This window comes from Pseudomonas ulcerans (assembly GCF_036324125.1).
Classification (GTDB): domain Bacteria; phylum Pseudomonadota; class Gammaproteobacteria; order Pseudomonadales; family Pseudomonadaceae; genus Aquipseudomonas; species Aquipseudomonas ulcerans.
Genome location: NZ_JAZDQN010000047.1, coordinates 25,706 through 49,668, shown reverse-complemented (window position 1 = coordinate 49,668; position 23,963 = coordinate 25,706). Strand labels below are relative to the sequence as shown.

General features: G+C 66.8%; 22 protein-coding genes. 10 read left to right on the top strand and 12 right to left on the bottom strand.

Translation table 11 applies throughout. The annotated features are described in order from the left end of the window. Nucleotides 1-126 precede the first annotated feature (126 nt). From V0R59_RS27450 to V0R59_RS27410, 9 genes are all read right to left on the bottom strand, one after another. The gene (locus V0R59_RS27450) at nt 127-1,407 is read right to left on the bottom strand and encodes an OprD family porin (RefSeq protein WP_330077319.1); all 1,281 of its coding nucleotides are present in this window, start codon (nt 1,405-1,407) and stop codon (nt 127-129) included. Nucleotides 1,408-1,437: 30 nt separating this feature from the next. Beyond that, nucleotides 1,438-2,304 (bottom strand): aldose 1-epimerase, encoded by an 867-nt coding sequence (locus V0R59_RS27445; protein ID WP_330077320.1) that lies wholly within the window; start codon nt 2,302-2,304, stop codon nt 1,438-1,440. 16 nt (nt 2,305-2,320) lie between these two features. Beyond that, complete coding sequence (locus tag V0R59_RS27440) at nt 2,321-3,412, bottom strand: mandelate racemase/muconate lactonizing enzyme family protein (protein WP_330077321.1); 1,092 nt, start codon at nt 3,410-3,412, stop codon at nt 2,321-2,323. Then, nucleotides 3,409-4,218 (bottom strand): NAD-dependent epimerase/dehydratase family protein, encoded by an 810-nt coding sequence (locus tag V0R59_RS27435; RefSeq protein WP_330077322.1) that lies wholly within the window; start codon nt 4,216-4,218, stop codon nt 3,409-3,411. Before V0R59_RS27435 ends, V0R59_RS27440 begins: the two co-directional genes overlap by 4 nt. A gap of 103 nt (nt 4,219-4,321) precedes the next feature. Next, on the bottom strand, nt 4,322-5,611 hold the full coding sequence (locus V0R59_RS27430; protein ID WP_330077323.1) for an MFS transporter: 1,290 nt from the start codon (nt 5,609-5,611) through the stop codon (nt 4,322-4,324). Between the two features lie 245 nt (nt 5,612-5,856). After that, entirely contained in the window at nt 5,857-6,150 is a 294-nt protein-coding gene (locus V0R59_RS27425) for a Dabb family protein (protein ID WP_330077324.1), read from the bottom strand. A gap of 15 nt (nt 6,151-6,165) precedes the next feature. Then, entirely contained in the window at nt 6,166-7,572 is a 1,407-nt protein-coding gene (locus tag V0R59_RS27420; protein WP_330077325.1) for an aldehyde dehydrogenase (NADP(+)), read from the bottom strand. Nucleotides 7,573-7,584: 12 nt separating this feature from the next. Further along, nucleotides 7,585-8,031: a nuclear transport factor 2 family protein gene (locus V0R59_RS27415; RefSeq protein ID WP_330077326.1), complete on the bottom strand. Its 447-nt coding sequence runs from the start codon at nt 8,029-8,031 to the stop codon at nt 7,585-7,587. A 3-nt stretch (nt 8,032-8,034) separates the two neighbouring features. Beyond that, on the bottom strand, nt 8,035-8,844 hold the full coding sequence (locus V0R59_RS27410; RefSeq protein WP_330077327.1) for an RraA family protein: 810 nt from the start codon (nt 8,842-8,844) through the stop codon (nt 8,035-8,037). 174 nt (nt 8,845-9,018) lie between these two features. Here V0R59_RS27410 and V0R59_RS27405 point away from each other — a divergent pair, with 174 nt between their 5' ends. From V0R59_RS27405 to V0R59_RS27395, 3 genes are all read left to right on the top strand, one after another. Beyond that, nucleotides 9,019-10,626 (top strand): IclR family transcriptional regulator domain-containing protein, encoded by a 1,608-nt coding sequence (locus tag V0R59_RS27405; RefSeq protein ID WP_330077328.1) that lies wholly within the window; start codon nt 9,019-9,021, stop codon nt 10,624-10,626. A gap of 114 nt (nt 10,627-10,740) precedes the next feature. After that, complete coding sequence (locus V0R59_RS27400) at nt 10,741-10,905, top strand: hypothetical protein (protein ID WP_330077329.1); 165 nt, start codon at nt 10,741-10,743, stop codon at nt 10,903-10,905. A 7-nt stretch (nt 10,906-10,912) separates the two neighbouring features. After that, entirely contained in the window at nt 10,913-11,542 is a 630-nt protein-coding gene (locus tag V0R59_RS27395; RefSeq protein WP_330077330.1) for a helix-turn-helix domain-containing protein, read from the top strand. Between the two features lie 12 nt (nt 11,543-11,554). Here V0R59_RS27395 and V0R59_RS27390 read toward each other — a convergent pair whose 3' ends face one another. Beyond that, complete coding sequence (locus V0R59_RS27390) at nt 11,555-12,046, bottom strand: hypothetical protein (protein ID WP_330077331.1); 492 nt, start codon at nt 12,044-12,046, stop codon at nt 11,555-11,557. Nucleotides 12,047-12,422: 376 nt separating this feature from the next. Between V0R59_RS27390 and V0R59_RS27385 the strand changes: the two genes are divergently transcribed. Continuing rightward, nucleotides 12,423-13,202, top strand: a complete 780-nt coding sequence (locus tag V0R59_RS27385) for an IclR family transcriptional regulator (protein ID WP_330077332.1) — start codon at nt 12,423-12,425, stop codon at nt 13,200-13,202. A 140-nt stretch (nt 13,203-13,342) separates the two neighbouring features. Here the strand turns inward: V0R59_RS27385 and V0R59_RS27380 are convergent, their stop codons facing one another. Both V0R59_RS27380 and V0R59_RS27375 read right to left on the bottom strand, forming a co-directional pair. Beyond that, entirely contained in the window at nt 13,343-14,824 is a 1,482-nt protein-coding gene (locus V0R59_RS27380) for a class I adenylate-forming enzyme family protein (protein WP_330077333.1), read from the bottom strand. Between the two features lie 2 nt (nt 14,825-14,826). After that, nucleotides 14,827-15,849, bottom strand: a complete 1,023-nt coding sequence (locus V0R59_RS27375; protein WP_330077334.1) for an alcohol dehydrogenase catalytic domain-containing protein — start codon at nt 15,847-15,849, stop codon at nt 14,827-14,829. Between the two features lie 148 nt (nt 15,850-15,997). On the opposite strand from V0R59_RS27375, the gene V0R59_RS27370 reads away from it, so the two are divergent. From V0R59_RS27370 to V0R59_RS27345, 6 genes are all read left to right on the top strand, one after another. After that, entirely contained in the window at nt 15,998-16,699 is a 702-nt protein-coding gene (locus V0R59_RS27370) for an enoyl-CoA hydratase/isomerase family protein (RefSeq protein ID WP_330077335.1), read from the top strand. A 98-nt stretch (nt 16,700-16,797) separates the two neighbouring features. After that, nucleotides 16,798-19,305 carry a TonB-dependent receptor plug domain-containing protein gene (locus V0R59_RS27365; RefSeq protein WP_330077336.1) on the top strand — a complete coding sequence of 836 codons (2,508 nt, stop codon included), beginning with the start codon at nt 16,798-16,800 and terminating at the stop codon, nt 19,303-19,305. A gap of 3 nt (nt 19,306-19,308) precedes the next feature. Further along, nucleotides 19,309-20,649, top strand: coding sequence for an MFS transporter (locus V0R59_RS27360; protein WP_330077337.1), 1,341 nt, complete (start codon nt 19,309-19,311; stop codon nt 20,647-20,649). Nucleotides 20,650-20,670: 21 nt separating this feature from the next. Next, on the top strand, nt 20,671-21,855 hold the full coding sequence (locus tag V0R59_RS27355) for an acyl-CoA dehydrogenase family protein (RefSeq protein ID WP_330077338.1): 1,185 nt from the start codon (nt 20,671-20,673) through the stop codon (nt 21,853-21,855). Between the two features lie 14 nt (nt 21,856-21,869). Beyond that, a complete protein-coding gene (locus tag V0R59_RS27350; RefSeq protein ID WP_330077339.1) occupies nt 21,870-23,189 on the top strand; it encodes an amidohydrolase in 1,320 nt (439 codons plus the stop codon). A gap of 231 nt (nt 23,190-23,420) precedes the next feature. After that, a complete protein-coding gene (locus V0R59_RS27345) occupies nt 23,421-23,900 on the top strand; it encodes a VOC family protein (RefSeq protein ID WP_330077340.1) in 480 nt (159 codons plus the stop codon). Nucleotides 23,901-23,963: the final 63 nt, after the last annotated feature.

Here is a 23,963-nt window from a genome sequence, read left to right as displayed (position 1 = left end):
GGATGGCCCGCGCCCCACCTCCTATCTTGGTGCTGGCGGCGCGTGGGGGCGGGGTTGCCCCCGGGTTCGCAGTCCCGCTGCCCCCGCCCCAGGGGCGGCAAACCCCGCTCCCACAGGCCTTCGGCCTCAGAACAACGGCAAGGTATAGGCCAGGATCACCCGGTTCTCATCCCGCCGCCCGGTGGCATCGCCCTGCAACTGCACGTTGCGCCAGCGCAGCGCGAGGTTCTTCAGCGGTCCGCTCTGCACCACGTAGGTGATGTCGATATTGCGCTCCCACTCGCTGCCATCCTCGCCAGCGACCTTGAAGTTGTCGCCTTTGACATAGCGCGCGAAGGCACTCAGTCCCGGCACCCCCAAGGCTGCGAAATCCAGGTCGTAGCGCGCCTGCCACGAGCGCTCCTGGGCCCGGTCGAAACGCAGCACCTGCACGGCGTTGGCCGCCGCCGGCAGGTCGGTGTCGTGAATGAACGGCAGCGCACTGTCGCCAGCGTTGTACTGGTAGCCAAGGCGGAAGGTCTGCGGCCCGAGGTTGGCACTGACCATGCCGGAGCTCATGCGGCTGTCGAGCTTGCCCGCTTTTTCCGCACCGGACTCGCCGGTGTCGAGGTAGTTGAGGGTGCCGGACAGGTTCCAGTCGCCGAGCTTGCGCGTGTGGGTCACGGTGGCCAGGTTCTGCTGGTAGACATCCTCCAGCCGCCCGCCCCACAACCCCGCCGACCATTGCGGGGTGATGCGCCAGGTGCCGCCGAGGTAATCGAAGCGGTCACTGAACACGCTGTAGTAGTTGCCCACCTGGATATCCCGTGCCCCGGCGAACTCGCGCTGGTTGACCTGGCGCATCTGGCCGAGACTGAGATCGAGATTGTCGATCTCCTTCACATCGAGCATGGCGCCTTCGAAGAACTGCGGCAGCAGCCGCGCATCGCCGGAGCTGACCAGGGGAATCTTCGGGAACAGTCCGCCCACCTTCAGTTCGCTTTTCGAGTAACGCAGTTTCACCGCAGCAGTGGCCTCGGAGAACTGGTCCACCGAGCGCGGGTCGGCGTTGCGCGGCCCACCCGCACGATCGTAGGCCCCGGGCAGCAGCGCGCTGCCGCTGCGCGATGGCGAGGAGTCGAGCTTCAGGCCGAGGCCGGCGTAGAAGTCCACGCCAACGCCGATGGTGCCCTCGGTATAGCCGGACTCGCCCTTGAGGATGAAACCCTGCGCCCACTCTTCCAGCTTCGATTGCGCGGGCTTGGTGGAGTCACGCAGGTCGTGGTTGTAGTAGAAGTTGCGCAGGGTGACATTGGCCTTGGCATCGTCGAAAAATGCCGCGTGTGCGCCCAACGGCGCCAGGCCGAACAGCAGTGCCAGGGGTTTTGCCGAGCGAGCGAAGCCCGCCCCGTACGAGGATGATTTCATTGTTTTTGTTCTCTTGTTATGGAGGGTGGATCAGCGTTGCCAGGTGAAACTCAAGGTGGCCTCCAGGCTTTGCCCAGGGGCCAGTTCATGGGTGCCGCTCTCGCCCCAGTCCGTGCGCGGGCCGTTGAAGGCATCGGCGACATGGGAAACCGGCTCCAGGCACAGGTAGGCCGAACCCGGCGGGGCAAAGGCGACGAAGTGATTGAGCAGCGGCGATGCCTGCAACAGCAGGCTGCCCTGGCGATAGCTCAGGCGCAGCTCGCCATCCCAGCGCGACTGGTAGTGAGCGACCGGCGCAGCGTCGTCGGCCACCAGTTGCACCGTCTTCAAGGCGTCTTCGTAGTCGCCAGTTGCCAGGTACTCAGCATCGATCGACCACTCGCGGCCAACCCGATATTCGGCGCGCATCCCCGCATGGCGCTGGAAATACGGATGCAGGCCGAGCCCCGCAGGCATTGGCGTGTCGCCCAGATTGGTCACCCGCAAGGTGATGTGCAGTTGCTCGCCCGCGAGGACGAACACCTGCTCGGCACGAAACGCCCAGGGCCAGTGCTCACCGTCATAGTCGCAACGGATCAGCGCCTGCCCGGCATCGGCACTCACCACGTCCCACGGACGGGTATGGGCCACGCCATGCAAGGTGTGCGGTCGCGCTGCCGGATGCGCCGGCAGGCGATGCTCGACCCCCTTGAAGGCCAACCGTGCATCCCGCAGGCGATTGGAATACGGCATCAGCGGATAGGCTCCGGCCCGCGGCCAGTCGAGCGGATCGAACGCATCACCGGTGATCGGCAACAACAGATCCAGCCCGCCAGCCCGCAGCGCAGCGATACGCCCACCCCATTCCGGCAACAGGTGCAGTTGCCAGGTCGAATTGCCCAGTTCAATGGATTTCATGACACCTCCGCTCCCTTCAGCTACGCCGGAAGCGCTCGATAACCTGCAGGTCGATATCCAGGCCAAGACCGGCACCCTGCGGAACCTGCAACTGCTTGCCGCTGCGCAGGGCCTCCACCGGATACAGCCAGTCCGCCGGCTCGACGAACAGGTATTCCACCTGCGGCACCGTCGGCTGCACCGCCGCCAGGTGCAGGGTGGCGATCAGTCCGGGACCGAAGTACGGACAGTGCGGCAGCACCACGGCGTCATGCTGGCGCGCCAGCTCGGCGATGCGCAGGCATTCGGAGATGCCGCCGACCTTGGTCACGCTGGGCTGGATCGAGTCCACCGCCCCGGTCACCAGCGCTTGCTCGAACTGCATCGCGGTGCACCAGTTCTCCCCCGCCGACAGCGGCACGCCCTGCCCGCGCAGGCTGGCCAGGGTGGCGAAGTCTTCCGGCGGGAAGATCGGCTCTTCCAGCCAGGCCAGGTTCATGTCGCGCAGGGCCGGCAGCCACTCGCGGGTGTCGCTGACGCTCCAGCCGCAGTTGACGTCGGTGGCCAGCGGCACGTCATCGCCGATGGCGCGGCGGCAGGCGGCGATCTCGTCGAGGGTCACCTCGTGCAGCTTGATATCGCTGAAGCCCATGCCGAGAGCCTTCTCGCAGATGGCCGGGGCCACCTCGTTGTCGGCATAGCGCACCAGGCTGGCGTAGGCCGGCACCTGCTCGCGGGTCGCCTCGCCAAGCAGGCGGTGCAGCGGCAGGTTCTGCCGGCGCGCGGCCAGGTCCCAGAGGGCGATGTCGACGCCAGAAATGGCGAACATCGTCACGCCATAACGACCGAACAGGTGCAGGCGCAGCTGCAGTTCGCGGTTGAAGGCGGCGATGTCGGTGATTTCCCGGTCCAGCAGCAGCGGCGCGATCAGGCGGTCGACCAGGGCCTTGGTGGCGTCGGCGACGAAGTAACCGAAGGCCTCGCCCCAGCCGACATTGCCCTGCTCGTCTTCCAGGCGGATCAGCACGTTTTCCAGGGTGTGCCAGGTGGTCGGGGTGATGCCCAGGCCCTTGCCGCCGTCGTGGAAGGGAATCTCGACGACCCGGGTGTCGATACGGACGATCTTCATACGCGCTCCAGCACACTGGCCAGGGGAACGCCGGCGTAGGCACCGCCGACATGGTCACGGCCCGAGCCTTCCGGCGCCATGGCTTCGTAAGGCAGGTAATCGGCCGCGAGGTGGTCGCCTGCGTTGTCCTGCGGCGCGTAGCCCAGTTCGCGGGCGCGGCGGTTGTGGAACAGCGGGTTCGGGCTTTCGGAGACGCCGTAGACGATCTCGTTGCGCACCGCCGGGTGCTCCAGGCCGATCAGCAGCAGCTGGGCCAGGTCGCGGGCGCTGGTCCACAGGCGCAGGCGGCGGGCATCGGCAACCCTGGCGTCGGCGTTGCCGATGCGCACGATGAAGGTCGCCAGCTCGCCACGCAGGGAGAAGGTGGCGCAGGCCGCTTCGCCGAATACCTTGCTCATCGCGTAGTAGCTGTCCGGCGCCACCGGCAGGTCGTCGAAGAACGCGGCGTGGTCGCTGCGGTACTGGCCCAGCACATGGTGGCTGCTGGCGAAGACGAAGCGCTTGACGCCAAAGCGCTGCGCGGCCTCCAGCAGGTACAGGGTGGCGTGGTAGTTGGCTTCGACGGTGGCCTGGAACGGGATGTCGGTGCCATGGGCACAGGCCAGGTGAAGGATGCCATCGACGCCCTCCACCGCCTGGCGCACGCAGTCCGGGTCGGTGAGGTCGCCGACCAGCGCGCTTTCGCCTTCGACCAGGCCCTCGACGGGCTTGCGGTCGAGCAGGCGCAGGTTGAAGCGCTGGCGCAGGAAGGGCCGCAAGGCGGTCCCGACGATACCGGCGGCGCCGGTGACAAGAAGCGTAGGCATGACGAATTCCTGGAAAACTTGGGGTGTGGCCAGCCCGGGTAAGGGCTGGCCTGGCACGGCGAACCGCGCCACGGTTACCGGCCCGCAGGCCGGTGGTCGAGTATCAGGCCGCGGTTACCGCCGCGCCCTGCCTGGCCGGCTTGTGGCCGACGAAGAACGCCACGATCAGCGCACCCATGACGCCCAGCCCGCCGGCCAGGGCGAAGCCGCTGCCATAGGTGCCGGTGGCCTGGATGATGAAACCGGTGACGGTCGGCGCGACGATCCCGGACAGGTTGGCCAGGCCGTGCATGAAGCCGCCGGCGGTGCCCACCTGGTGATCCGGCACCGCGTCCTGGATCAGCGACCAGTAGGCCGGCGCGGTGAGCATCAGGAAGCCGATGGCCACGGTCATCACCGCCACGGTGCTGGTGACCGACTCTACCCGCCCGGTCAGCACGATGCACACCGCCGCCACCAACAGGCAGGTGACCAGCACCACCTTGCGCGAGAACAGCTGCTTGCCGGTGCGCTTGAACACCCAGTCGATCAGCAGGCCGCCACAGACGAAGCCCACCGTGCCCACCAGCCAGGGCAGCGCGGTGACGATGCTCATGGACTTGAGGTCGATGCCCTTGGCGTCGATCAGGTAGCTGGGGAACCAGGTCATGAAGAAGTACAGGATGTAGTTGTAACAGAACAGCGAGACACCGGTGACCAGCACCGAGCGTTGCAGGATGATCTGCAGCACCGGGGTGCGTGGGGCCTGCTCGGCAGTCATCACCGGGGCGACCCGGCCTTCGTTGATCTCGGCCAGTTCTTCCGGCGAAACCTTGGCGTGTTCCTGCGGCGTCGAGGTGGCCAGGCGGTACCAGGCGATGGCCCAGAGCACGCCGACCACGGCGATCACCACAAAGGCCACGCGCCAGCCCAGCCACAGGGCGAGGAAGCCGACGATCGGCCCGGCCAGGGCGCCGCCCAGCGGGCCGCCGGCCTGGTTGATGCCGATGGCGCGGGCACGTTCCTTGATCGGGAACCAGCTGTTGACGGTCTTGTTGGCAGTGGTCGACACCGGGCCCTCGCCAACGCCGAACAGCGCGCGGACGATCAGCAGCGACCAGAAGTTGAAGGCCAGCGCGGTGGAACCGCAGAGCACCGACCAGAAGCTCATCGACCAGGTCAGCACCTTCTTCGGCCCGAAGCGGTCGGCCAGGTAGCCACCAACGAAGCAGAACAGCGCATAGCCGAAGAAGAAGCTGGAGAAGATCATGCCCTTCTCGGCAGGGGTCAGATGGTACTCCTGGGTGATGAACGGCATGGCGATGGACAGCGCGGCCCGATCGACATAGTTGATGATCATGGCGATGAACAGCATCGTCAGGATCGTCCAGCGGTAATTCTTTTTCTTGTTCATGTACGTCTCCGTCCGGCGCCAGTGGCAGACCGGATCTTGTTGTTATAGCGCCTGCCCCCAGGCAGGGGCAGGCTGCCTGTCGGGTCCGGTGGCCTGTGTGGCTGATTCGATTACTCCACTTCGGCCCGAGGCTTCGCCATGCTGCGTTGCCATTCCTCGCCGTAGCTGGCTACGACTCGTCATGTCGCCTTGCCTGGCAAACCCTCGGACTCGAAGTCGAGCAACCGAATCAGCCGTACAGGCCACTAGACGCTGTAATCCACTGCCACCCACTCGAAGTACTGCTTCAAGTCCGCGACCAGGGCCTGGTGCGCGGGATGGGGCAGGTAACGCTCTACCGCAGCCGCATCGTCGAAGCCCGAGTCGAGGATGTAGTCCCAGCAGATGGGGCGCTCCAGCTCGTTGGCGGCGACGGTCCAGTCACGGATGAAATCGATCTCCTGATCGAGGCCGCGCATGCGCGCGACCAGGCGTTGCTCCAGTTCCGGCTGCCGCTCGACATGGGCCAGGCGGCGGAACATCACGACATGACGCATCATCGCGGCGCCCTCCCCTCAGCCCAAGACCCAGGCCGGCGCATCCTGCAGCGCCACCGGGCGCAGGAAGCGCTCCAGCGCGGCATAGCCGACCGAGGTGGTTTGCGGGGTGGTCGAGGACGGCCATGGACCGCCGTGCTGCTGGGCGTGGCACACCGCGACACCCGTCGGCACGCCGCCGAACAGCACGCGGCCGGAGACTTTCTGCGCCGCACGAACCAGTTGGCGATTGTCGTCGCTGGCCTGCTCGGCGCCCCACAGGGTGGTGGTCAGGCTGCCGCCGACGGCTTCCAGTACCGCCACGACTTCTGCAACGGATGCAGCACGCACCAGCAACGCCGCCGGGCCGAACATCTCCTCGCGCAGATGGGCATTGGCGATGAACGCCGCCGCATCGGTGCTGAACAGACGCGGCGCCGGACCGGCAGCATCGGCTGCCGGGGCGAACAGCGCCGACGCATGGGCCGCCACGGTTGCGACAGCCGCGTCGAAGCCCTGGCGCATGCCCGGCGTGAGCATACGGTGCGTGGCGATCGGCGCAATGGCCTCGGCCAACTGGGCGACGAAGCGCTCGCTGTGGGACGAATCGAGCAGCACGATCAGGCCGGGGCTGGTGCAGAACTGGCCACAGCCCAGGGTGATCGAGGCGGCCAGGGTCCTGGCCAGGCCTTCGCTGTCTTTTTCCAGGGCGGCAGGCAATGCCACCAGCGGGTTGATCGAGCCCAGTTCGCCGTAGAACGGCACGGGCGTCGGACGCTCGTTGGCCGCCTGCCACAGGGCCTTGCCACCCTGGTAGGAGCCGGTGAAGGCCACGGCCGCGATACCCGGATGCTGGACCAGGTAAGTGCCACCGGCGCGCGAAGTCGCTTCCACCAGGGTCAGCACGCCTTCCGGCAAGCCTTGCTGGCGCACCACCGCAGCGGCCAGTTCAAACACCGCGCGGGACAACTCCGGGTGACCGGAATGAGCCTTGACCACCACCGGGCAACCGGCGGCCAGCGCCGAGGCGGTATCGCCACCGAGCACGGAAAAGGCGAACGGGAAGTTGCTGGCGGAGAACATCGCCACCGGGCCCAGCGCACGCTGCACACGCACCAATGCCGGACGTCCGGCAGGCGGCGCACCGGCCACGGCCTCGCTGACGACCTGGCGATAAGGCACGCCGGCCTGCACTTCGCTGGCGAAACCGCGCAGCTGGAAAGCGGTGCGGGCCACCTCGCCGTTGAGGCGCGCTTCGCCCAGGCCGCTTTCGCGGTCGGCAATGGCTACCAGCTTGGCCTGTTGTTGCTCCAGCGCGGTGGCCAGGCCATCGAGCAGCGCGGCACGCACGGCCGCCGGGGATTCAGCCCAGAAGTCGGCGGCGGCAACGGCCTTGGCGACCACCTGGTCGATCAGCGCCAAGGACGGATCTTGTTGAATGCTCATCAAAGGGTTCCTTCAGCGGGCCTGGGGTTCGAGGTGGTAGCCACGGCCGGTGTAGTCGAAGTCCACCAGCTCGTTGATCGTCACGTCCTTGTCCGCCGGCGAGGCGTAGTAGGCGCGGATCTCGCGGATCAGGCCGCTCTGCTCATCGAACACGTACCACTCGTCACCGCGCAGGGCGGTGCCCAGCTTGCCTTTCCAGTGGGTCCACTCGATCACCGCCTCGTTGCTGTCGTGGCTGACCAGGATCTTCTCGATGGTCCACTGCGAACCGAGGTTCTCCACGCACCACACCCATTTGCGCGCGATGGTGTCGGCCGTGCGCCACGGCACGTCCGGCAGGCCGGCGGGGAAGTAGTGCACGGCGTCCGGGGTGAAGCAGGACACCAGCTTGTCGTAGTCGCCCTCGTTGCAGGCGGCAAAGTAGCGGCGGATGGTTTGCGCGTGCTTGTGCTCGGCCACGGTTCAGCCCTCCTGCTTGTCGATGATCGAAGGGATGGCCGGACGGCCGTTGGCGACCCAGGCGTGGTAGTCGGAGACCGACGCCGGGCTTGGCGGGTAGACGCCCCACAGCGGCTCGCCCGAGGCGATGCGCATGGCCAGGTAGTTTTCGATGTCGTCCTGCACGCTGCACACCTCGGCCAGTTCCTCGGCCAGGTGGGCCGGGACCACGGTCAGGCCGTCGGCGTCGCCGACGATGATGTCGCCCGGGTAGACGGCGACGCCGGCGCAGCCGATCGGCACCTGCAGGTCGGCAACGTGGTGGTAGGAAATCCGCGTGGTGGCGGTGATCTCGCGGGCATAGGCCGGCAGGTTCATCGCGGCGATCTCGCTGCCGTCGCGCAGGGCACCGTCGGTGACGATGGCCTTGGCGCCACGGGCCAGCAGGCGGGTCACCAGGATATTGCCGGCGGAGGCTGCGGCGGGGTCGTTGCGGCTGTCGATCACCAGCACGTCGCCGGCCTGCACCTGTTCCACGCCGACCCATTGCAGGTTGTCGTCGTTGGGCTTGGTGGTCATGGTCTGGTAGGTGTCGATGTCTTCGCGGGCCGGGATGAAGCGCATGGTGAAGGCTCGGCCGGCGAACGGCTTGGTGTCGCGGCTCATGGCGCGCAGGCCGACCAGCGCCGGCTGGCGGAAACCGCGCTTGAACAGCTGGGTGGTCAGCGACCCGCTGCTGCATTGGGCGAGCTTGGCCAGGGTGGCGTCACTGACCTCGACTTTCTTGCCCGAGGCGCTTTCGTGGGCATCGGCATAGGTGTGGATGACGGACATTCTTGTAGGTTCTCCAGGCGGGGTTCATCCGATGGGCGGCGGGCGCGGATTCCCAAAATGTGGAACAAAGACCGCTTGCCACCCCCGTTGACCTGGATTCTATGGGCGAAAAACCTGTCGGAAATGGGCAGAATCGCTGCCATGGCCAATCCGTTCCAACTGATGGGAAAAACCATGAAAACAGGTGAAGGCACCGCCGCCCTCGAAAAAGCCCTCGATGTCCTCCAGGCCGTGGGCGCCGAACCCCACGGCATCAGCCAGGCACAACTGGCCGAACAGGTGCCGCTGCCGCGCACCACCCTGTACCGCATCCTCGCCACCCTGGTGGAACGCGGGATGATCCGCCGCGACCCGACGCGCAAGGTCTATCGCCTGGGCTTCAACTACCTGGAGATGGTGCGCAACGCCTACCTGGAACCGGACCTGGTGGCCGCCGCCAGCGAAGAACTGCGGGCCTTGCGCGACCTGACCGGGGAAACCTCGTACCTCGCCGTGCTGGACGGCAACCAGGTGCTGTCGCTGGAACGCTGCGACGGCGCCCACACCCTGCGCTCGGCGGCCAGCCTCGGCCAGGGCAAGCCGGTGTATTGCACGGGCCAGGGCAAGGCGATCCTTTCCGCGCTGTCGACGCTGGCGCGGGACGAGATCCTCAAGGGCCTGGTGCTGGAGCCGCTGACCCCGCTGACCATCACCGACCGCCGCCGCCTGCTCGCCGAGCTGCAGATCACCCGCACCCGCGGCTATGCCCTGGACGATGAGGAAATCCGTCTTGGCGTGCGCTGCGTGGCCGCGCCGATCATCGACAAGCAGGGGGTGGTCCGTGGCGCCCTGAGCGTGGCCGGGCCGGCCTATCGCCTGACCCTGGAACGCCTGACCCTGCTCGGCCCGGAACTGGCCGACGCGGCGCGGCGGGTGGGTGAGCAGTTGCGCCCCGAGGCCGCCCAGCGAACGGCCGGCACCCAGCAGGTGCTGCCAGCGCCGTGGTCCTTCCATGGCGCCTTTCCGCGCTGGCACGCGGCGAGCGGCACCCTGTACTGGGCCGACACCCTGGCTCCGGCGATCCATGCCTGGGATGGCCAGGCCAGCCGCCTGCTGACCCGCCTGGACATGCCGGTGCGGGCCATGGAGCTGCACCGCGACGGCCTGCTGGTGGCCCAGGCCGGCGGCTGGTCACTGGTGGACTGGGAGGGTCGCGAGCACCCGATGCAGGATGTGCTCGGCAGTCGCCTGCTGGCATTGGCCAGCCATCCTTCGGGCAGCCTGTGGGCCTGCGCGCGCACGGCGGGTGGCTGCCTGATCGGCGAGATGAGCAGCGAGGGCGAGTTGCGTCATGGCTGGGCGCTGAGCGAGCAGGTCAGCGGCTTTCGCTGGGATGCCAGTGGCAGCGCTGTGTATGCCATCGCCCCGGAGACCGGCGACATCCTGCGCCTGCAACCGGGCAGCACGCTGGTCCGGCGCCTGGCCTCGCTGCCACGGGGCGGCGGCAGCCTCAGCGGCCTGGCGCTGGATGCACAGGGGGGCGTGTGGACCACCCAGCGGGATGGCTGGAGCCTGGCGCGCTTCGACGCGGAAGGAAACCTGGAGCGGATGATCGGCTTGCCGGTGCCCTGCCCCACGGACCTGTGTTTTGGCGGGCCGGATTTGCGCACCCTGTTCATTACCAGCGCCAGGCAGGAGCTGAAGCTGGAGGTGCTGGGCAGTGCGCCGGATTCCGGGTGCGTGTTGCAGGTGGAGAGCGAGGTGGCCGGGCAGGTGGCGGGTGGGGTCAGTCGGTTTCCGTGAGGGCGACCTTTAAATTCCATAAAGGCATTAATAAATGAAAATTCATTATTTCTGGTTCTATATGGAAATCCGTAGTCTCAGCCCATGCCCAAGGCCCCAGACAAGGAACATCCCATGAGCCAAGCCGCCACCGTCATCGACTTCACGCTCCACCGCAAACGCAAGCAGGCCCAGCAACAAGGCCGCCTGCTCTGGGCGCTGTACGCACGGCAGGCCGGCCTGGCCGCACAACCGGAGAGCATCGCCCCGTCGGCGAGCAAAGCCCCGCGCCTGGCCTGAGGCTGCCATGAACATCCCCACCGGTTTTCTCGTCACCTCCGACGAGCCGCCGCTGAGCCTGCCGCAAGCCAACCTTGAAGACGACGGCATCGGCCAGCGGGTCGCCAGCAACCTGCAACGCCTGCGCGGCAAGCGCCAGCTATCGCTGGATGCCCTGGCCCGGGCCAGCGGGGTCAGCCGGGCGATGCTGGCGCAGATCGAATCGGGGCGCAGCGTGCCGTCGATCCGCGTGCTGTGCAAGATCGCCCGCGGCTTGAAGGTTTCGGTGGCGGCGTTTCTCGATGACGATGCCTGTGCCGGCGTGACCGTCCTGCCGGCCCGCGAGAGCAAGCGACTGGTCAGTGGCAGCGGCAGCTTCGTCAGCCGTGCGTTGTACCCGGTGGATGCGTCGCAGCGGGCGGAGTTCTACGAGTTGCGGGTCAGTCCGCTGGGGGAGGAACACTCCGCAGGACATGGTCCGGGAGTGCGGGAGAACCTGGTGGTGGCCCAGGGCGCGCTGGAGATCAGCGTCAACGAGGAACGGTTCCTGCTGGCGACCGGCGATTCGATCGTCTTCTACGCCGACCAGCCCCACTGCTACCGGAACCCGGTGGACAGCGAGGCGGTGGCGTACCTGGTGGTCACCCACCCGGAATGAAGCTGCGCTGAATCAGCAGGTGCAGCACATCATCGGCATGCCGTTGGCGCTCATCATCATCGGCATGCTGCAGTCGTTCATCATCTTCATCATCAGCATGCAGCAGTTGTTCATCATCTCCATGCTCATGCCCGCCATCGGCATCATCTTGCAGGTCATGCCGTCGGCCATCAGGGTGCATTCCATCATGCACTTCATCATCGGCATCATCATGCCGTTCATGGGCATGGCCATCATCGGCATGCTCATGGCGTTCATGCCCATCATCGTCAGGTTGCCGCACTGCATCATCATCGGCATGCCGCAGTTCATCATCATCTGCATCATCTGCGCGCTGTTGCGGAACATCGCCATGTCCATGCCGGCGGCCGGCTTCATGGTGCAGAGCATGCCGCCCTCGACCATTTCGCAGGTCATGGTGGCCATCATCATCGGCATGCCGGTCATGGGCATCATCGGCATGGCGGCGTTCATGTTCATCGGCATCTGCATTGCGTTCATCATGGTGAAATCCTTGTTCAAGGTGACGAGGGGGACAAGTTCGATGGGGGCGATTCTAGGGCCGGCCCGGCTGGCGGCAAGATGGCGAAAAAGCAGCGGGAGGGGGTGTCGCGGCAAGCGTTTCGTGCAGATGGCAGGCCTTGCGAATGCAATGCTGACGATAGCGATGCGATCACAGCTGCCATGGCCGGCCTGGCAGCGAAAACGACAGGATGGATATCTCTGGAAAATCCAAGCTCATAACCTGGATGCATATTCGATCTAAGCGGCCAGCAGATATTTGTCTGGCCCGCGGCCTTGGCAGCTCTTCACCCCGCACCGGATCACGGCTAACCTTGGCGACCGACCGTTATTCCCTGTTCTGGAACTCCCCGTCACGATGGATATCCCTTCCCCGCAACCCGCGACCAACGGCAAGGACACCGCCGGCGGCCGCGTCCAGGTCATCGACCGCTCGATCGTCCTGCTGCGCACCCTGGCCAGCCTCAAGCATGGCGCCAGCGCCCTGGACCTTGCGCGACACACCGGCATCGAGCGCTCCACCATCCATCGCCTGCTCAAGACCCTGACCCACTGGGGGCTGATCGAGTCGCGCGGGGCCATCTATCACATCGGGCCGGAAAGTCTGATCTATTCCGCCGCCTACCTGAACCGCCTCAACCTGCGACGCATCGCCCTGCCCTATGCCATCGAGTTGCAGCGGGTGATCGGCGAACGCCCGGCGATCGTCTCGCTGTCGGTGCCGGTGGGCGACCAGGTGGTGCTGATCGAGCGCATGTGGACGCCGAGCACGCCGCTCAATGTCATCGTCGACCTGGCCGACCAGTTCCCCATCGAAGGCAGTCCCAGCGGGCGTGCGGTGCTGGCCACCTACAGCACGGCGATGGCGCTGGCGGTGCTCGGCGAGGAGCGTCATGCCAAGGCGTTGCCGGCGCTGGAACTGATCCGCAGCGAGCAGGACTTCGCCTTTGGCCATGGCGAGTTCAAGCCGGGGTTGTCGTCGGTGGCGTTCCCGATCCGGACAGAAAGCGGCCAGGCATTGGGTGCCCTGGTGGTGGCGGGGTTGGGAATGGAGGAAGAAACCCATCCCGGCTCGTCGCTGGCCGCGCATGTGCGCCGGGCCTGCGAGGGGATCGCGGGGCAACTGGGCAATCCGTGATTCGCCGCGCCCTGCAGGTCGAGCGCCGACCTTGTGGGAGCGGGTTTACCGGAACGCCGGACCGCCGCGATGACGATAGTGAATTCACCGACGCCATCGCGGGTAAACCCGCTCCCACAAGTCCCCGCGAAATCAACAAGTCATGTGGCCAACACCTCCAGCAAGCGCCCCCGCTGCACCTTCCCGTAATGCGAGCGCGGCAGTTCCTCGACGAAGAACACCCGCCGCGGCACCTTGTAGCGCGACAGCTGCCCACGGCAATGCTCGATCAGCGCCTCGGCCGAGGGCGCGCGGCCGGCTTCGACCACCACCGCCGCGCACACCTGCTCACCCCATTCCACATCGCCAAGGCCGAACACATGGGCCTCGCGCACTGCCGGATGGGCCAGCAGGCTCTGTTCCACTTCTCCCGGCTGCACCGACTTGCCGCCGCTGCGGATGATGTCCTTGCAGCGACCCAGCACCTCCAGGCGTCCATCCGGGCGAATCCGCCCCAGATCGCCGCTGCGCAGCCAGCCGTCCTCCAGCACCTCGGCAGTGCGTTCGGGCTGCTGCCAGTAGCCGCGCATCAACTGCGGGCCACCCAGGAGAATCTCGCCCACGCCGTCGGCACCGGCACCGTCGATGCGCAGCGCCGCCGAGAACAGCGGGCGGCCTACCACCCCTTCACCGCTCTCCCCGCGCTCGCGCAGCAAGGCCATCTGCCCGGCGGCGAGGTAGCAGCTCCAGGGAGCCTCGGTCATCCCGTAGAGCACGGCGATGCGCCCGGCGAACAGGCTGAAGGAGCCTTCCAGCACATCGCCTGTCAGGGCTGCCGCGCCGATATCCAGGCTCTTGAACGACGGCAATGACGCCGCCTGGCGACCTGTCTCGCGCAACAGGCGCAACAGCTGGGTCGGCACCAGCGAGCTGAACGCCACCCGATGCTCGCTCAGTTGCCCGAGGAACGCCTTGCTGTCGAAGCGCCCGCCCAGCACCACCTGGCCGCCGGCCAGCAGATGGGCCAGCACCGCCACCGCCGCGATGGGCCACAGCGGCCGCACGTTGAGCAGGACATCCCCCGGCACCGCGCCACGGGCCATGACGATGTTCTGCAGCACCGCGCAGAGGCTGGCGTGGCGATGCATCACTGCCTTGGGTACGCCGGTGGTACCACCGGTGTAGTTCAACGAGGCCAGGGATTGCGGGGGCTGCGCTGCGCGGGGCGGCAGATCGGCGGAGAACCCGGGGACGAAGGATTCAAGGGCGCGACAGGCGATACCGGCCTCGCCCAGCGCGCCTGCCATGTCGGTGAAGGCCGTCGAGTACAACAGCAACACCGCGCCGGCATCGCGCAACTGCGCCAGCAGTTCCTCCTGCGACAGGCTCGAATCCAGCGGCACCCGCACCCGCCCGTTGGCCATGCAGCCGTAGTCGGCGACCAGGTAGTCGATACTGGCGTCGGCCAGCAAGGCCACGCGCTCGCCCGGGCCGATCGCCAGTTCGTCGAGAACCTTCCCGAACGCGCTGAGCGCCCGGTCCAGCTGGGCAAAACTCAGGCGCCGCTGCCGCGCCGGTTCGAACAGCGCCGGGGCATCCGGCCATTTGCGCGCCGCCTGGCCCAGCAGGGTACTGATATCCATGCTCACCACCCGCTCAGGACGATACGTCCGCTGACCTGGCGCGACTCCAGCAAGGCATGGGCATCGGCCGCCCGGGGGAACGGCAGCACCCGGTCGATCAATGGCCTGACCTGCCCGCCATGGATCAGCGCCAGTGCGGTACGCAGTTGCTCCAGGGTCGCACTGCCCGAGCCTTGCAGCTTCAAACGGCGGCCGATCAGCAACCCCGGATTGACGGGCACGCTGCCCGGCTCGACATTGCCCAGCACCACCACGCGGCCGCCCAGGGTCATGCTGCGCAAGGTGTCCTCAAGGGTATGCCCAAGGTTCTCCATGGCGACGTCGACGCCACGCTTGCCGGTGAGCTTCCACACCTCGGCGCTGTAGCCGCCGGCAGCGACCACCACCTCATGGGCCCCCAGTTCATGCAGGAAGTCGCGCTTCGACGCGCTGCCAGTGACGGCAATCACTCGCGCACCCAGCGCCCGGGCCAGCTGGATCTGGTGCGCGCCCAAACCGCCGCTGGCGCCATTGATCAAGACTGTCTCCCCGGGCTGCAGGCCGGCTTCGCCATACAACGCGCGAACACTGGTGGCGATGGGGCAGGACGCCAGCGCCGCCAGGCTGTAGTCCAGCCCGTCCGGCAGTTCGACGGCGGAAATCGCCGGGATGCGCAGGTACTCGGCATAGGCGCCCTCGGTGTCCACCGACGGCAGGCCCAGCGCCCGGCACAGGTCCTGGCGCCCGCGCAGGCAATCGCGGCACTGGCCACAGAAGCGCCGCTGGTAGACCACCACCCGCGCCCCGACCTTCAGCTGCAACACGCCAGCGCCAACCTCGACCACCTCGCCTGCCACTTCATGCCCCAGCACCACGCCGGTATGTGCTCCCGGCAACTGTCCGGCACGGTGCAGCAGATCGTGATGGCAGACCCCGGCCGCGTGCACGCGAACCAAGACTTCACCCGGCCCGGCCTGGGGCGTGGGCACTTCCTCCAGCTGCAACTGCTCCGGCCCGCCGAAGGATTTAAGTACTATCGCTTTCATTTTTTATAACCATTTGTGAGGAATACAAAACATGTTCGTATAACAAACATGTTGTTTGCATTGTGAACATCCATTAAGTTTTCCCCACTTCGACGCCACGCCGCAAGAGGCAAAGCGTCTTTCTTTCACCCGCAGCGAAAACCCAGTCATGACCGTCGACTATCAACACCTTGGCGAAGGCGTGGTGCAGATCACCCTGAACCGCCCCGAGCGCCTGAATGCCCTGGATGGCCAGGCCAAGCGCGAGCTGGCCGAGGCCTGGGCCCGTGCCGCCGACGACCCGCAGGCCCGTGCCATCGTCTTGCGCGGCGCCGGTGACAAGGCGTTCTGCGCCGGCTCCGACCTCAAGGAAATCCAGGCCACCGGCGAAGCCGTGGCCAGCACCCTGCTCGCCCGCGCCCTGCCGGATGTCGGCCTCGACCTGGGCAAACCGGTGGTCGCCGCCCTGCACGGCCATACCCTGGGCCTGGGCATCAGCCTGGCGATCCATTGCGACTTCCGTATCGCCCGTCCGGATACCCGCTTCAGCTTCCCGGAAGTGCGCCACGGCATGCTCTCCGGCTTCAGTGCGATCACCCTGCCCAGCCTTGTCGGCGAAGCGGCGGCCCTGGACATCATGCTCAGCGCCCGCAGTTTCGATGCCGAAGAGGCCCTGGCCCTGGGCCTGATCAACCGCATCGCGCACGACCCGCACGCCGCCGCCATCGAACTGGCGACGCAACTGGCCGGCCATTCGGCCAAGGCCATGCAATGGAGCAAGACCCTGCTGCTGGCCACGCGCAAGCAGCGCCTCAAGGAACATATGGCGCTGGTCGACCAGGCCCGACAGGACGTCATGCTCTACCGATAAGCAGAACGACAAGCCCAACACCCCAAAAGCCTCGCCAGTACTGTCAGGAACACCCACCACCAGGAATGGATAGCGGCCCCCGATCCCGGAGCCTCACCATGTCTCGCCCCACCCTTTTCCAGCCCAGGCTCAACCTGCTCACCGCAGGCATCCTCGGCTTGTGCGTCGCGCCCCTGGCCAGCGCCGCCGACACCAGCAGCACCGACACCGCCCTGCAGACCGTGGTAGTGACCGGCGCCCGTGACAGCGGCCGCACCGTGGCCAAGAGCCTGGCGCCGATCGATGTCATCAGCGGCGCAGACCTGGCCCGCTCGGGCAAGCAGAACCTGCGCGATGCCCTCGCCGCCAGCGTGCCGTCCTATACCAATGCCGCCGGCTTTACCGGCGGCACCGGGCTGTCGGTGAAGTCCGCGACCCTGCGTGGCCTGGGCGGCAACCATGTGCTGGTGCTGGTCAACGGCAAGCGCCGGCACAACACCTCGCTGATCTTCGTGCAGACCGCCGCCACCTCCAGCGGCCAGTCGCCGGCCGACCTCGACCTGATCCCGGTCAGCGCCGTGGACCACATCGAAGTCCTGCGTGACGGCGCGGCGGCGCAGTACGGTTCCGATGCCATCGCCGGGGTGATCAACATCATCCTCAAGAACAACAGTTCCGGAGGCAGCGCCAGCGCGCTGTACGGCCAGTACGAGAATCGCATCGGCGGCAAGGGCAACTTCGGTGCCCGCGGCCAGGGCCAGATCAACCAGGGCTTCGAACTGCCCAACGACGGTTTCTTCAGCCTCAGCGCCGATATCGGCATCCAGGAAAGCTCCAACGTCGCCGGCGCAGTGCCCGACCGCACGCGCATCTACTTCCCGGTCAATGGCGCTGCCGACCCGCGGGAGAACAGCGAAAGCCGCTATCGCCAGCAACTCGGCCAGCCGCGCTCGCAGACCTACAACTTCGGCTACAACGCCGAACTGCCGCTGAACGAGCAGGTCAGCCTGTATTCGTTCTCCACCCTCAGCCACCGCAACTCCACCAGCTGGGGCACCTACCGCACCGCCAACTCGCCGCAGAACATCGTCTCGGTGTACCCGGAGGGCTTCTCGCCGCGCTTCGTGGTCGAGGAAGACGACTTCCAGGCCGTGGTCGGCCTGCGCAACGAGGATGTGCTGGGCTGGAAACTGGACCTGAGCACCAGCTACGGGCGCAACGACGCCAACACCCGCAACGAGAAGTCGCTGAACCCGTCACTCGGCCCGGACAGCCCGCGCGACATGGACGGCGGCCATCTGATCGCCAGCCAGTGGACCAACAACCTCGACCTGACCCGGGCCTTCGACACCGGCCTGTTCGCCAGGCCGCTGAACGTCTCCACCGGCCTGGAATTCCGGCGTGACGGCTTCGAGATCCAGGACGGCGAATACGCCTCCTACGCCGATGGCGGCTACGTGTTCCCCGCCGGCCACCCCCTCGCCGGCCAGCGCCCTAACCCCGGCGCGCCAGGCCTGGTGGGCTTCACCCCGGCGGACGCGCACAACTATTCGCGGACCAACACCGCCGGCTACATCGACCTCACCCAGAGCCTCACCGAGCAGTGGGACGTCAGCGTCGCCGGGCGCTTCGAGCACTACAGCGACTTCGGCGACACCGGCAGCGGCAAGCTCTCCACCCGCTATGCGTTCACCCCGCAGTTCGCCGTGCGCGGCACCATCAGCAACGGTTTCCGCGCACCGTCGCTGCAGCAGCAGTACTACTCGTCGTCGCTCACCGCCTGGCGCACCAGCCCGCTGAACGGCGTGCTGGAACAGGCCACCACGCGCTACGTGACGGTGGACGACGCGGCCGGCCGCGCCTTGGGCGCCAAGGACCTGAAGCCGGAAAAATCCATGAACTACAGCCTCGGTTTCGTCGCCACGCCGACCGAGAACCTGGACATCACCGTCGACCTGTACCAGATCGACATCAAGGACCGCATCCTGCAGACCAGCAACCTGCAAGGCACCGCCGTGTCCAACATCCTCGCCGCCAACGGCCTGGACCCGAACCAGATCGTCTCCTACTTCGGCAACCTGGCCGACACCCGCACCCGCGGCATCGACCTGGTCGCCGACTACCGCTACGACCTCGGCGAATACGGCAAGACCAAGTGGACCCTGCTGAGCAACCAGAGCCTGCAGACCATCGAGAAGATCAAGGAACCCGACGCCCTCGCCGGCACCGGTATCAGTGCAGTCGGCCGCGACCGCCAGGGCAACCTGACCACTGCCTATCCGAAGAACGTCACTTCGCTTACCGCCGCCTGGCAGCTGGGCGACTTCGACCTGACCCTGAAAGGCACGCGCTACTCCAAGGTCACCGGACGCAACCAGATCTCCGCCAGCCGCGACGAGGAAATCCGCCCGGCGTTCATCACCGACCTGAGCCTGGGCTACTGGCTCAGCGACGCGGTGAAAGTGACCGTCGGCGGGGAAAACATCTTCGACCGCCGGCCACAGCAGCTCAACGCCGAAGCCAAGCGCTACTACTTCTTCCCCACCGACGACCCGACCTACAGCTGGTACTCGCCGTACGGGCTGGAAGGCGCGTACTTCTTCGGCAAGGTCGAGGTGAGCTGGTAAGCCATGACCACGACCCTGTCCACCACCGCCTCCACCGCGCCAGCGGTGCAGGCCGACGCCTTCGACCCGCGCCTGTACCGCAAGCTGGCCTGGCGGATCATGCCGTTCCTGTTCCTGTGCTTCGTGCTGAACTGGCTGGACCGGGTCAACATCAGCTTTGCCCACCTGCAGTTCAAGGCCGACCTGAACATCAGCGACGCCACCTTCGGCATCATCGTCGGTGTGTTCTCCATCGGCTACCTGCTTTTCGAGATCCCCAGCAACCTGCTGCTGGAGAAGTTCGGCGCGAAGAAGACCATGACCCGCATCATGATCCTCTGGGGCCTGGTGACCATCGCCACCGCCTTCGCCCAGACGCCCGCGCAGTTCTACGTGCTGCGCGTGCTCCTCGGCGCCGCCGAGGCCGGCTTCTTCCCGGGGGTGATCCTGTACCTGACCTACTGGTTCCCGGCCCGCTACCGGGCACGGATCACCTCGCGCTTCATCATGGCCATCGCCGTCTGCGGCATCGTCGGCGGGCCCTTGTCGACCTGGATCATGGGCCACTTCGCCGGCATCGGCGGCTTCAGCGGCTGGCAGTGGCTGTTCGTGGTCACCGGCATCCCGCCGGTGCTGGCCGGGCTGTTCGCCTGGTACTGGCTGGATGACAAGCCGGCCAACGCCCGCTGGCTGAGCGACGCGGAAAAACAGGCGATAGCAACGGCCCTGGCCGAGGAAAGACGCAACCGCAAGCCCGGCGGGCACCAGCGCTTCGTCGAAGCCCTGGGCGACTGCAAGGTGTGGTTCATCACCCTGGCCTACTGCCTGACCATCATGTGCACCGGCAACGTCACCAACATCTGGGCGCCGTCGATCATCCGCGACGCCGGGGTGAGCAACCTCGGCCAGCTCGGCCTGTTCTCCGCCCTGCCCTATGTAGTCGGCGTGGCGGTGATGCTCTGGGCCTGCCGCCATTCCGACCTGCACCAGGAGCGCCGTTGGCACTTCGCCCTGGGCGGGCTGACGGCGGCGCTGGCGATGATCCTGCTGCCGAAGCTGATCGCCGGGCCCTGGTCGGCCATCGCCCTGCTGACCCTGATGACCAGCGGCTACCTGGTGGCCACGGCGGTGTTCTGGACCATCCCCACCTACTACCTCTCCGACCGCGCCCGCGCCGCTGGCCTGGCGCTGGTCAACTGCTGCGGGCAGATCAGCAGCCTGCTGACGCCGATCATGATCGGCAGCATCAAGACCAACACGGGCGATATCAGCCTGGCCCTGTACATCGTCGCCGGCCTCGTCGCCAGCGGCACTTTGATCCTTTTGCTCGGCGTTCCGCGCCAGGCCTTGCGCGATGCACCCTGATCCCTTTTTCGAGACATGCCCATGACCGATTACCTTGTACTGGCCAATGAACTGGCCAGCCAGATCCAGCCCGGCGCCGCCGAACGCGATGCCCGGCGCATCCTGCCCCACGAGCAACTGGACCTGATCCGCGGGTCCGGCCTGGGCGCCGCCCGGGTTCCCGTGGAACTGGACGGTGGCGATGTCAGCCAGCTCGACGTGGCGCGGATCTTCATCACCCTGGCCAAGGCCGACCCCAGCGTGGCCCAGGCGCTGTTCCCGCACTTCGCCACGGTGGAGCACCTGCGCCTGATCGCCAATGAAGAGCAGCAGCGTCGCTACCTGGGCGCCTTTGCCGAACGCCAGCTGTCCTCGGGCGCCATCGCCGAGCGCAGCGGCAAGTTCCGTGGCGAGATCCATACCCGCCTGGAGCGCGACGGCGACCGCCTGGTGCTCAACGGCAGCAAGTTCTACAGCACCGGCTGCCTGTTCGCCGACCTGCTGAAGATCCAGGCGGTGGACGAGGCCGGCAACGCGGTGTACGTCATGCTCCCTGCCGACACCCCCGGCATCACCCTGCTGGACGACTGGGACGGCATGGGCCAGCGGGTCACGGCCAGTGGCAGCACCTTGCTGGAGAACGTGCCGGTGCTGCCCGAACAGGTGATCCCGCTTGCCCAGTGGTACCAGCGGCGCAACTACATCGGCGCCAGCGCGCAACTGATCCATTGCGCCATCGACATCGGCATCGGCCTGGCGGCGCTGGACGATGCCGTGCAGTGGTCGCGCACCGGAGCCCGGCCAGTGCGGGAAAGCGGCGTCGACCAGGCGCGCAACGACCCGTACATCCTGCATACCGTGGGCGACCTGTCGGCGGCGATCCATGGCGCCGAGGCCTTGGTGGAAAAGGCCGCGCTGAGCGTCGACCTGGCCGCGCGCACGCAACTGCAGGGCACCCTCGACGGTGAAGCCCTCGACGCCCTGCTCGCCCGCACCTCCATTGTCGTGGCCGAGGCCAAGATCGCCTCGACCCGTGCCGCGCTGCATGTCTGCGAGCGCCTGTACGAAGTGGGCGGCGCGGCGACCACGCAGTCGCGCTACAACTTCGACCGCCACTGGCGCAACGCCCGCACCCACACCACCCACGATGCCGTGGCCTACAAGTACAAGGCCATCGGCGACTACCTGGTGAACGGCAACTACCCGCCGATCGCCTTCACCTATTGAACCGGGGGTTGCCTATGTGGCCATCGCGCGGGTTGGGTGCCGCCCTGCTGCTGTTGTCCGGCATCGTCCATGCCGATCAATGGGGCGACCTGGACGCCCGGATCGCCACGGCGCTGCCGGGGGTGATCGAGTTGCGCCATGCCATCCACCAGCACCCGGAACTGGGCAACCGCGAGCAACAGACCGCTGCCCGCATCGCCAGGCGCCTGCGCGAGCTGGGCCTGGAGGTGCAGACCGGCATCGCTCATACCGGCGTGGTCGGCATCCTTCGCGGCGGCAAGCCCGGCCCGGTGGTGGCGATCCGCGCCGAGCTGGACGCCCTGCCGCTAACCGAGCAGACCGGCCTGCCCTATGCCTCGACGCTGCGCACGCGGGACGAAGGCGGCGATTTCCGCACCCGTGGCAAGGAGGTCGGGGTGATGCATGCCTGCGGCCACGATGCCCATATGGCCATGGCCCTGGGTGTCGCCGAGGTGCTGGCGGCGCGGCGCGCCGAGCTGCCGGGCACGCTGAAGCTGATCTTCCAGCCTGCCGAGGAAGGCCCGCCCCTGGGCGAGGCCGGCGGCGCCAGGCTGATGATCGAGCAAGGCGTGCTGGAGAATCCGGCGCCGGCGGTGATCTTCGGCCTGCACGTCACGGCCGGCACCTCAGGTACCTTCACCCTCAGCCGCACGCGGACCACGGCGGCGGCAGACACCTTCGTCGCGCGGATCAAGGGCCGCCAGACCCACGCCGCGTTTCCCTGGACCGGCATCGACCCGGTACCGGTGGCGGCGCAGACGATCCTCGCCTGGCAGACCATTCCCAGTCGCCAGTCCAACCTCGGCGTGCTGCCGGCGCCGGTGATTTCCGTGGGGCGCATCGAAGCCGGGGACCGGCACAACATCATTCCCGCCGAGGTGCGCCTGGAAGGCTCGATCAGGACGGTCAGCGACGAGCAGCGCGAGGATGTGCTGCAACGCATGCGCCGTACCGCGCAAAAGATCGCCGAGGCGTCGGGTGCCAGTGCCGAGGTGGAGTACCTGCCGGGCAACTACCGGGCCGGACACAACGACACGGCGCTGGTGGACAGCCTGCTGCCGGTGCTGGAGCAGGTCTCGACCACACCGCTGAAGATCGACGCCGGCACCTATGGCGCGGATGATTTCGCCGAGTATGCGCGGCAGATTCCCGGGGTGTTCATGCGCATGGGCGTGACCCCGCCGGCACTGGCCGACAAGCCGGTATGGCCGACCCATTCGCCGGGGTTCCAGGTGGATGACCAGGCGCTGGCAGTGGGGATCAGGGCGTTGAGCCGGATGACCTTGAGTTACATGCGGGGTCATCGGCCATGAGGGGCTGATGGCCTCATCGCTGAATGGGTATCTACACATCTCCAGAGGTTGAGAGAGCGACGCGTACCCTGTGGGAGCGGGTTTACCCGCGATTACGGTAGTGGCTTCACCATAGCAATCGCGGGTAAACCCGCTCCCACAGGGGTCGGTCATTCACTCTGCACATCGCTGACCAGCACTACCGGGATCAAGGTCTAGACTCAACTCTCCACCTCGCGGGAGCCCGCCATCATGACCCCGAAGAACACCATCTGCCTCTGGTTCGCCGGTGACGCCCTGGATGCCGCCACCTTCTACGCCGCCACCTTCCCCGACAGCCGGGTCATCGCCGCCCACCCGGCCCCCGGCGACTATCCCTCCGGCAAGCAGGGCGACATCATCACCGTCGAGTTCAGCGTCATGGGCCTGCCCTGCCTGGGCCTCAACGGCGGGCCGATGTTCCAGCACAACGAAGCCTTTTCCTTCCAGGTCGCCACCGACGACCAGGCCGAGACCGACCGCTACTGGAGCGCCATCGTCGACAACGGCGGCGAGGCCAATGTCTGCGGCTGGTGCAAGGACAAGTGGGGTATTTCCTGGCAGATCACCCCGCGCATCCTTACCCAGGCCATCACCCACCCCGACCCGGCCAAGGCCAAGCGTGCCTTCGAGGCGATGATGCAGATGGGCAAGATCGATATCGCCGGGATCGAGGCGGCGCTGAAGGATTAGGCAAGAACAGGGTCGAATCGGGTTACCGGCGCCCTGCCTTGCTCGCCCAAGATGGAACGGTCT

Excerpts from the sequence above, each read along its gene's own strand:
- V0R59_RS27365 (WP_330077336.1), top strand. The coding sequence starts at position 16,798 with ATGTCTCGCCCCACCCTTTTCCAGCCCAGGCTCAACCTGCTCACCGCA.
- V0R59_RS27390 (WP_330077331.1), bottom strand. The coding sequence starts at position 12,046 with ATGATGAACGCAATGCAGATGCCGATGAACATGAACGCCGCCATGCCG.
- V0R59_RS27380 (WP_330077333.1), bottom strand. The coding sequence starts at position 14,824 with ATGGATATCAGTACCCTGCTGGGCCAGGCGGCGCGCAAATGGCCGGAT.
- V0R59_RS27435 (WP_330077322.1), bottom strand. The coding sequence starts at position 4,218 with ATGCCTACGCTTCTTGTCACCGGCGCCGCCGGTATCGTCGGGACCGCC.
- V0R59_RS27355 (WP_330077338.1), top strand. The coding sequence starts at position 20,671 with ATGACCGATTACCTTGTACTGGCCAATGAACTGGCCAGCCAGATCCAG.
- V0R59_RS27425 (WP_330077324.1), bottom strand. The coding sequence starts at position 6,150 with ATGATGCGTCATGTCGTGATGTTCCGCCGCCTGGCCCATGTCGAGCGG.
- V0R59_RS27420 (WP_330077325.1), bottom strand. The coding sequence starts at position 7,572 with ATGAGCATTCAACAAGATCCGTCCTTGGCGCTGATCGACCAGGTGGTC.
- V0R59_RS27450 (WP_330077319.1), bottom strand. The coding sequence starts at position 1,407 with ATGAAATCATCCTCGTACGGGGCGGGCTTCGCTCGCTCGGCAAAACCC.
- V0R59_RS27445 (WP_330077320.1), bottom strand. The coding sequence starts at position 2,304 with ATGAAATCCATTGAACTGGGCAATTCGACCTGGCAACTGCACCTGTTG.
- V0R59_RS27440 (WP_330077321.1), bottom strand. The coding sequence starts at position 3,412 with ATGAAGATCGTCCGTATCGACACCCGGGTCGTCGAGATTCCCTTCCAC.
- V0R59_RS27395 (WP_330077330.1), top strand. The coding sequence starts at position 10,913 with ATGAACATCCCCACCGGTTTTCTCGTCACCTCCGACGAGCCGCCGCTG.
- V0R59_RS27430 (WP_330077323.1), bottom strand. The coding sequence starts at position 5,611 with ATGAACAAGAAAAAGAATTACCGCTGGACGATCCTGACGATGCTGTTC.
- V0R59_RS27410 (WP_330077327.1), bottom strand. The coding sequence starts at position 8,844 with ATGTCCGTCATCCACACCTATGCCGATGCCCACGAAAGCGCCTCGGGC.
- V0R59_RS27360 (WP_330077337.1), top strand. The coding sequence starts at position 19,309 with ATGACCACGACCCTGTCCACCACCGCCTCCACCGCGCCAGCGGTGCAG.
- V0R59_RS27345 (WP_330077340.1), top strand. The coding sequence starts at position 23,421 with ATGACCCCGAAGAACACCATCTGCCTCTGGTTCGCCGGTGACGCCCTG.
- V0R59_RS27405 (WP_330077328.1), top strand. The coding sequence starts at position 9,019 with ATGAAAACAGGTGAAGGCACCGCCGCCCTCGAAAAAGCCCTCGATGTC.
- V0R59_RS27385 (WP_330077332.1), top strand. The coding sequence starts at position 12,423 with ATGGATATCCCTTCCCCGCAACCCGCGACCAACGGCAAGGACACCGCC.
- V0R59_RS27350 (WP_330077339.1), top strand. The coding sequence starts at position 21,870 with ATGTGGCCATCGCGCGGGTTGGGTGCCGCCCTGCTGCTGTTGTCCGGC.
- V0R59_RS27375 (WP_330077334.1), bottom strand. The coding sequence starts at position 15,849 with ATGAAAGCGATAGTACTTAAATCCTTCGGCGGGCCGGAGCAGTTGCAG.
- V0R59_RS27370 (WP_330077335.1), top strand. The coding sequence starts at position 15,998 with ATGACCGTCGACTATCAACACCTTGGCGAAGGCGTGGTGCAGATCACC.
- V0R59_RS27400 (WP_330077329.1), top strand. The coding sequence starts at position 10,741 with ATGAGCCAAGCCGCCACCGTCATCGACTTCACGCTCCACCGCAAACGC.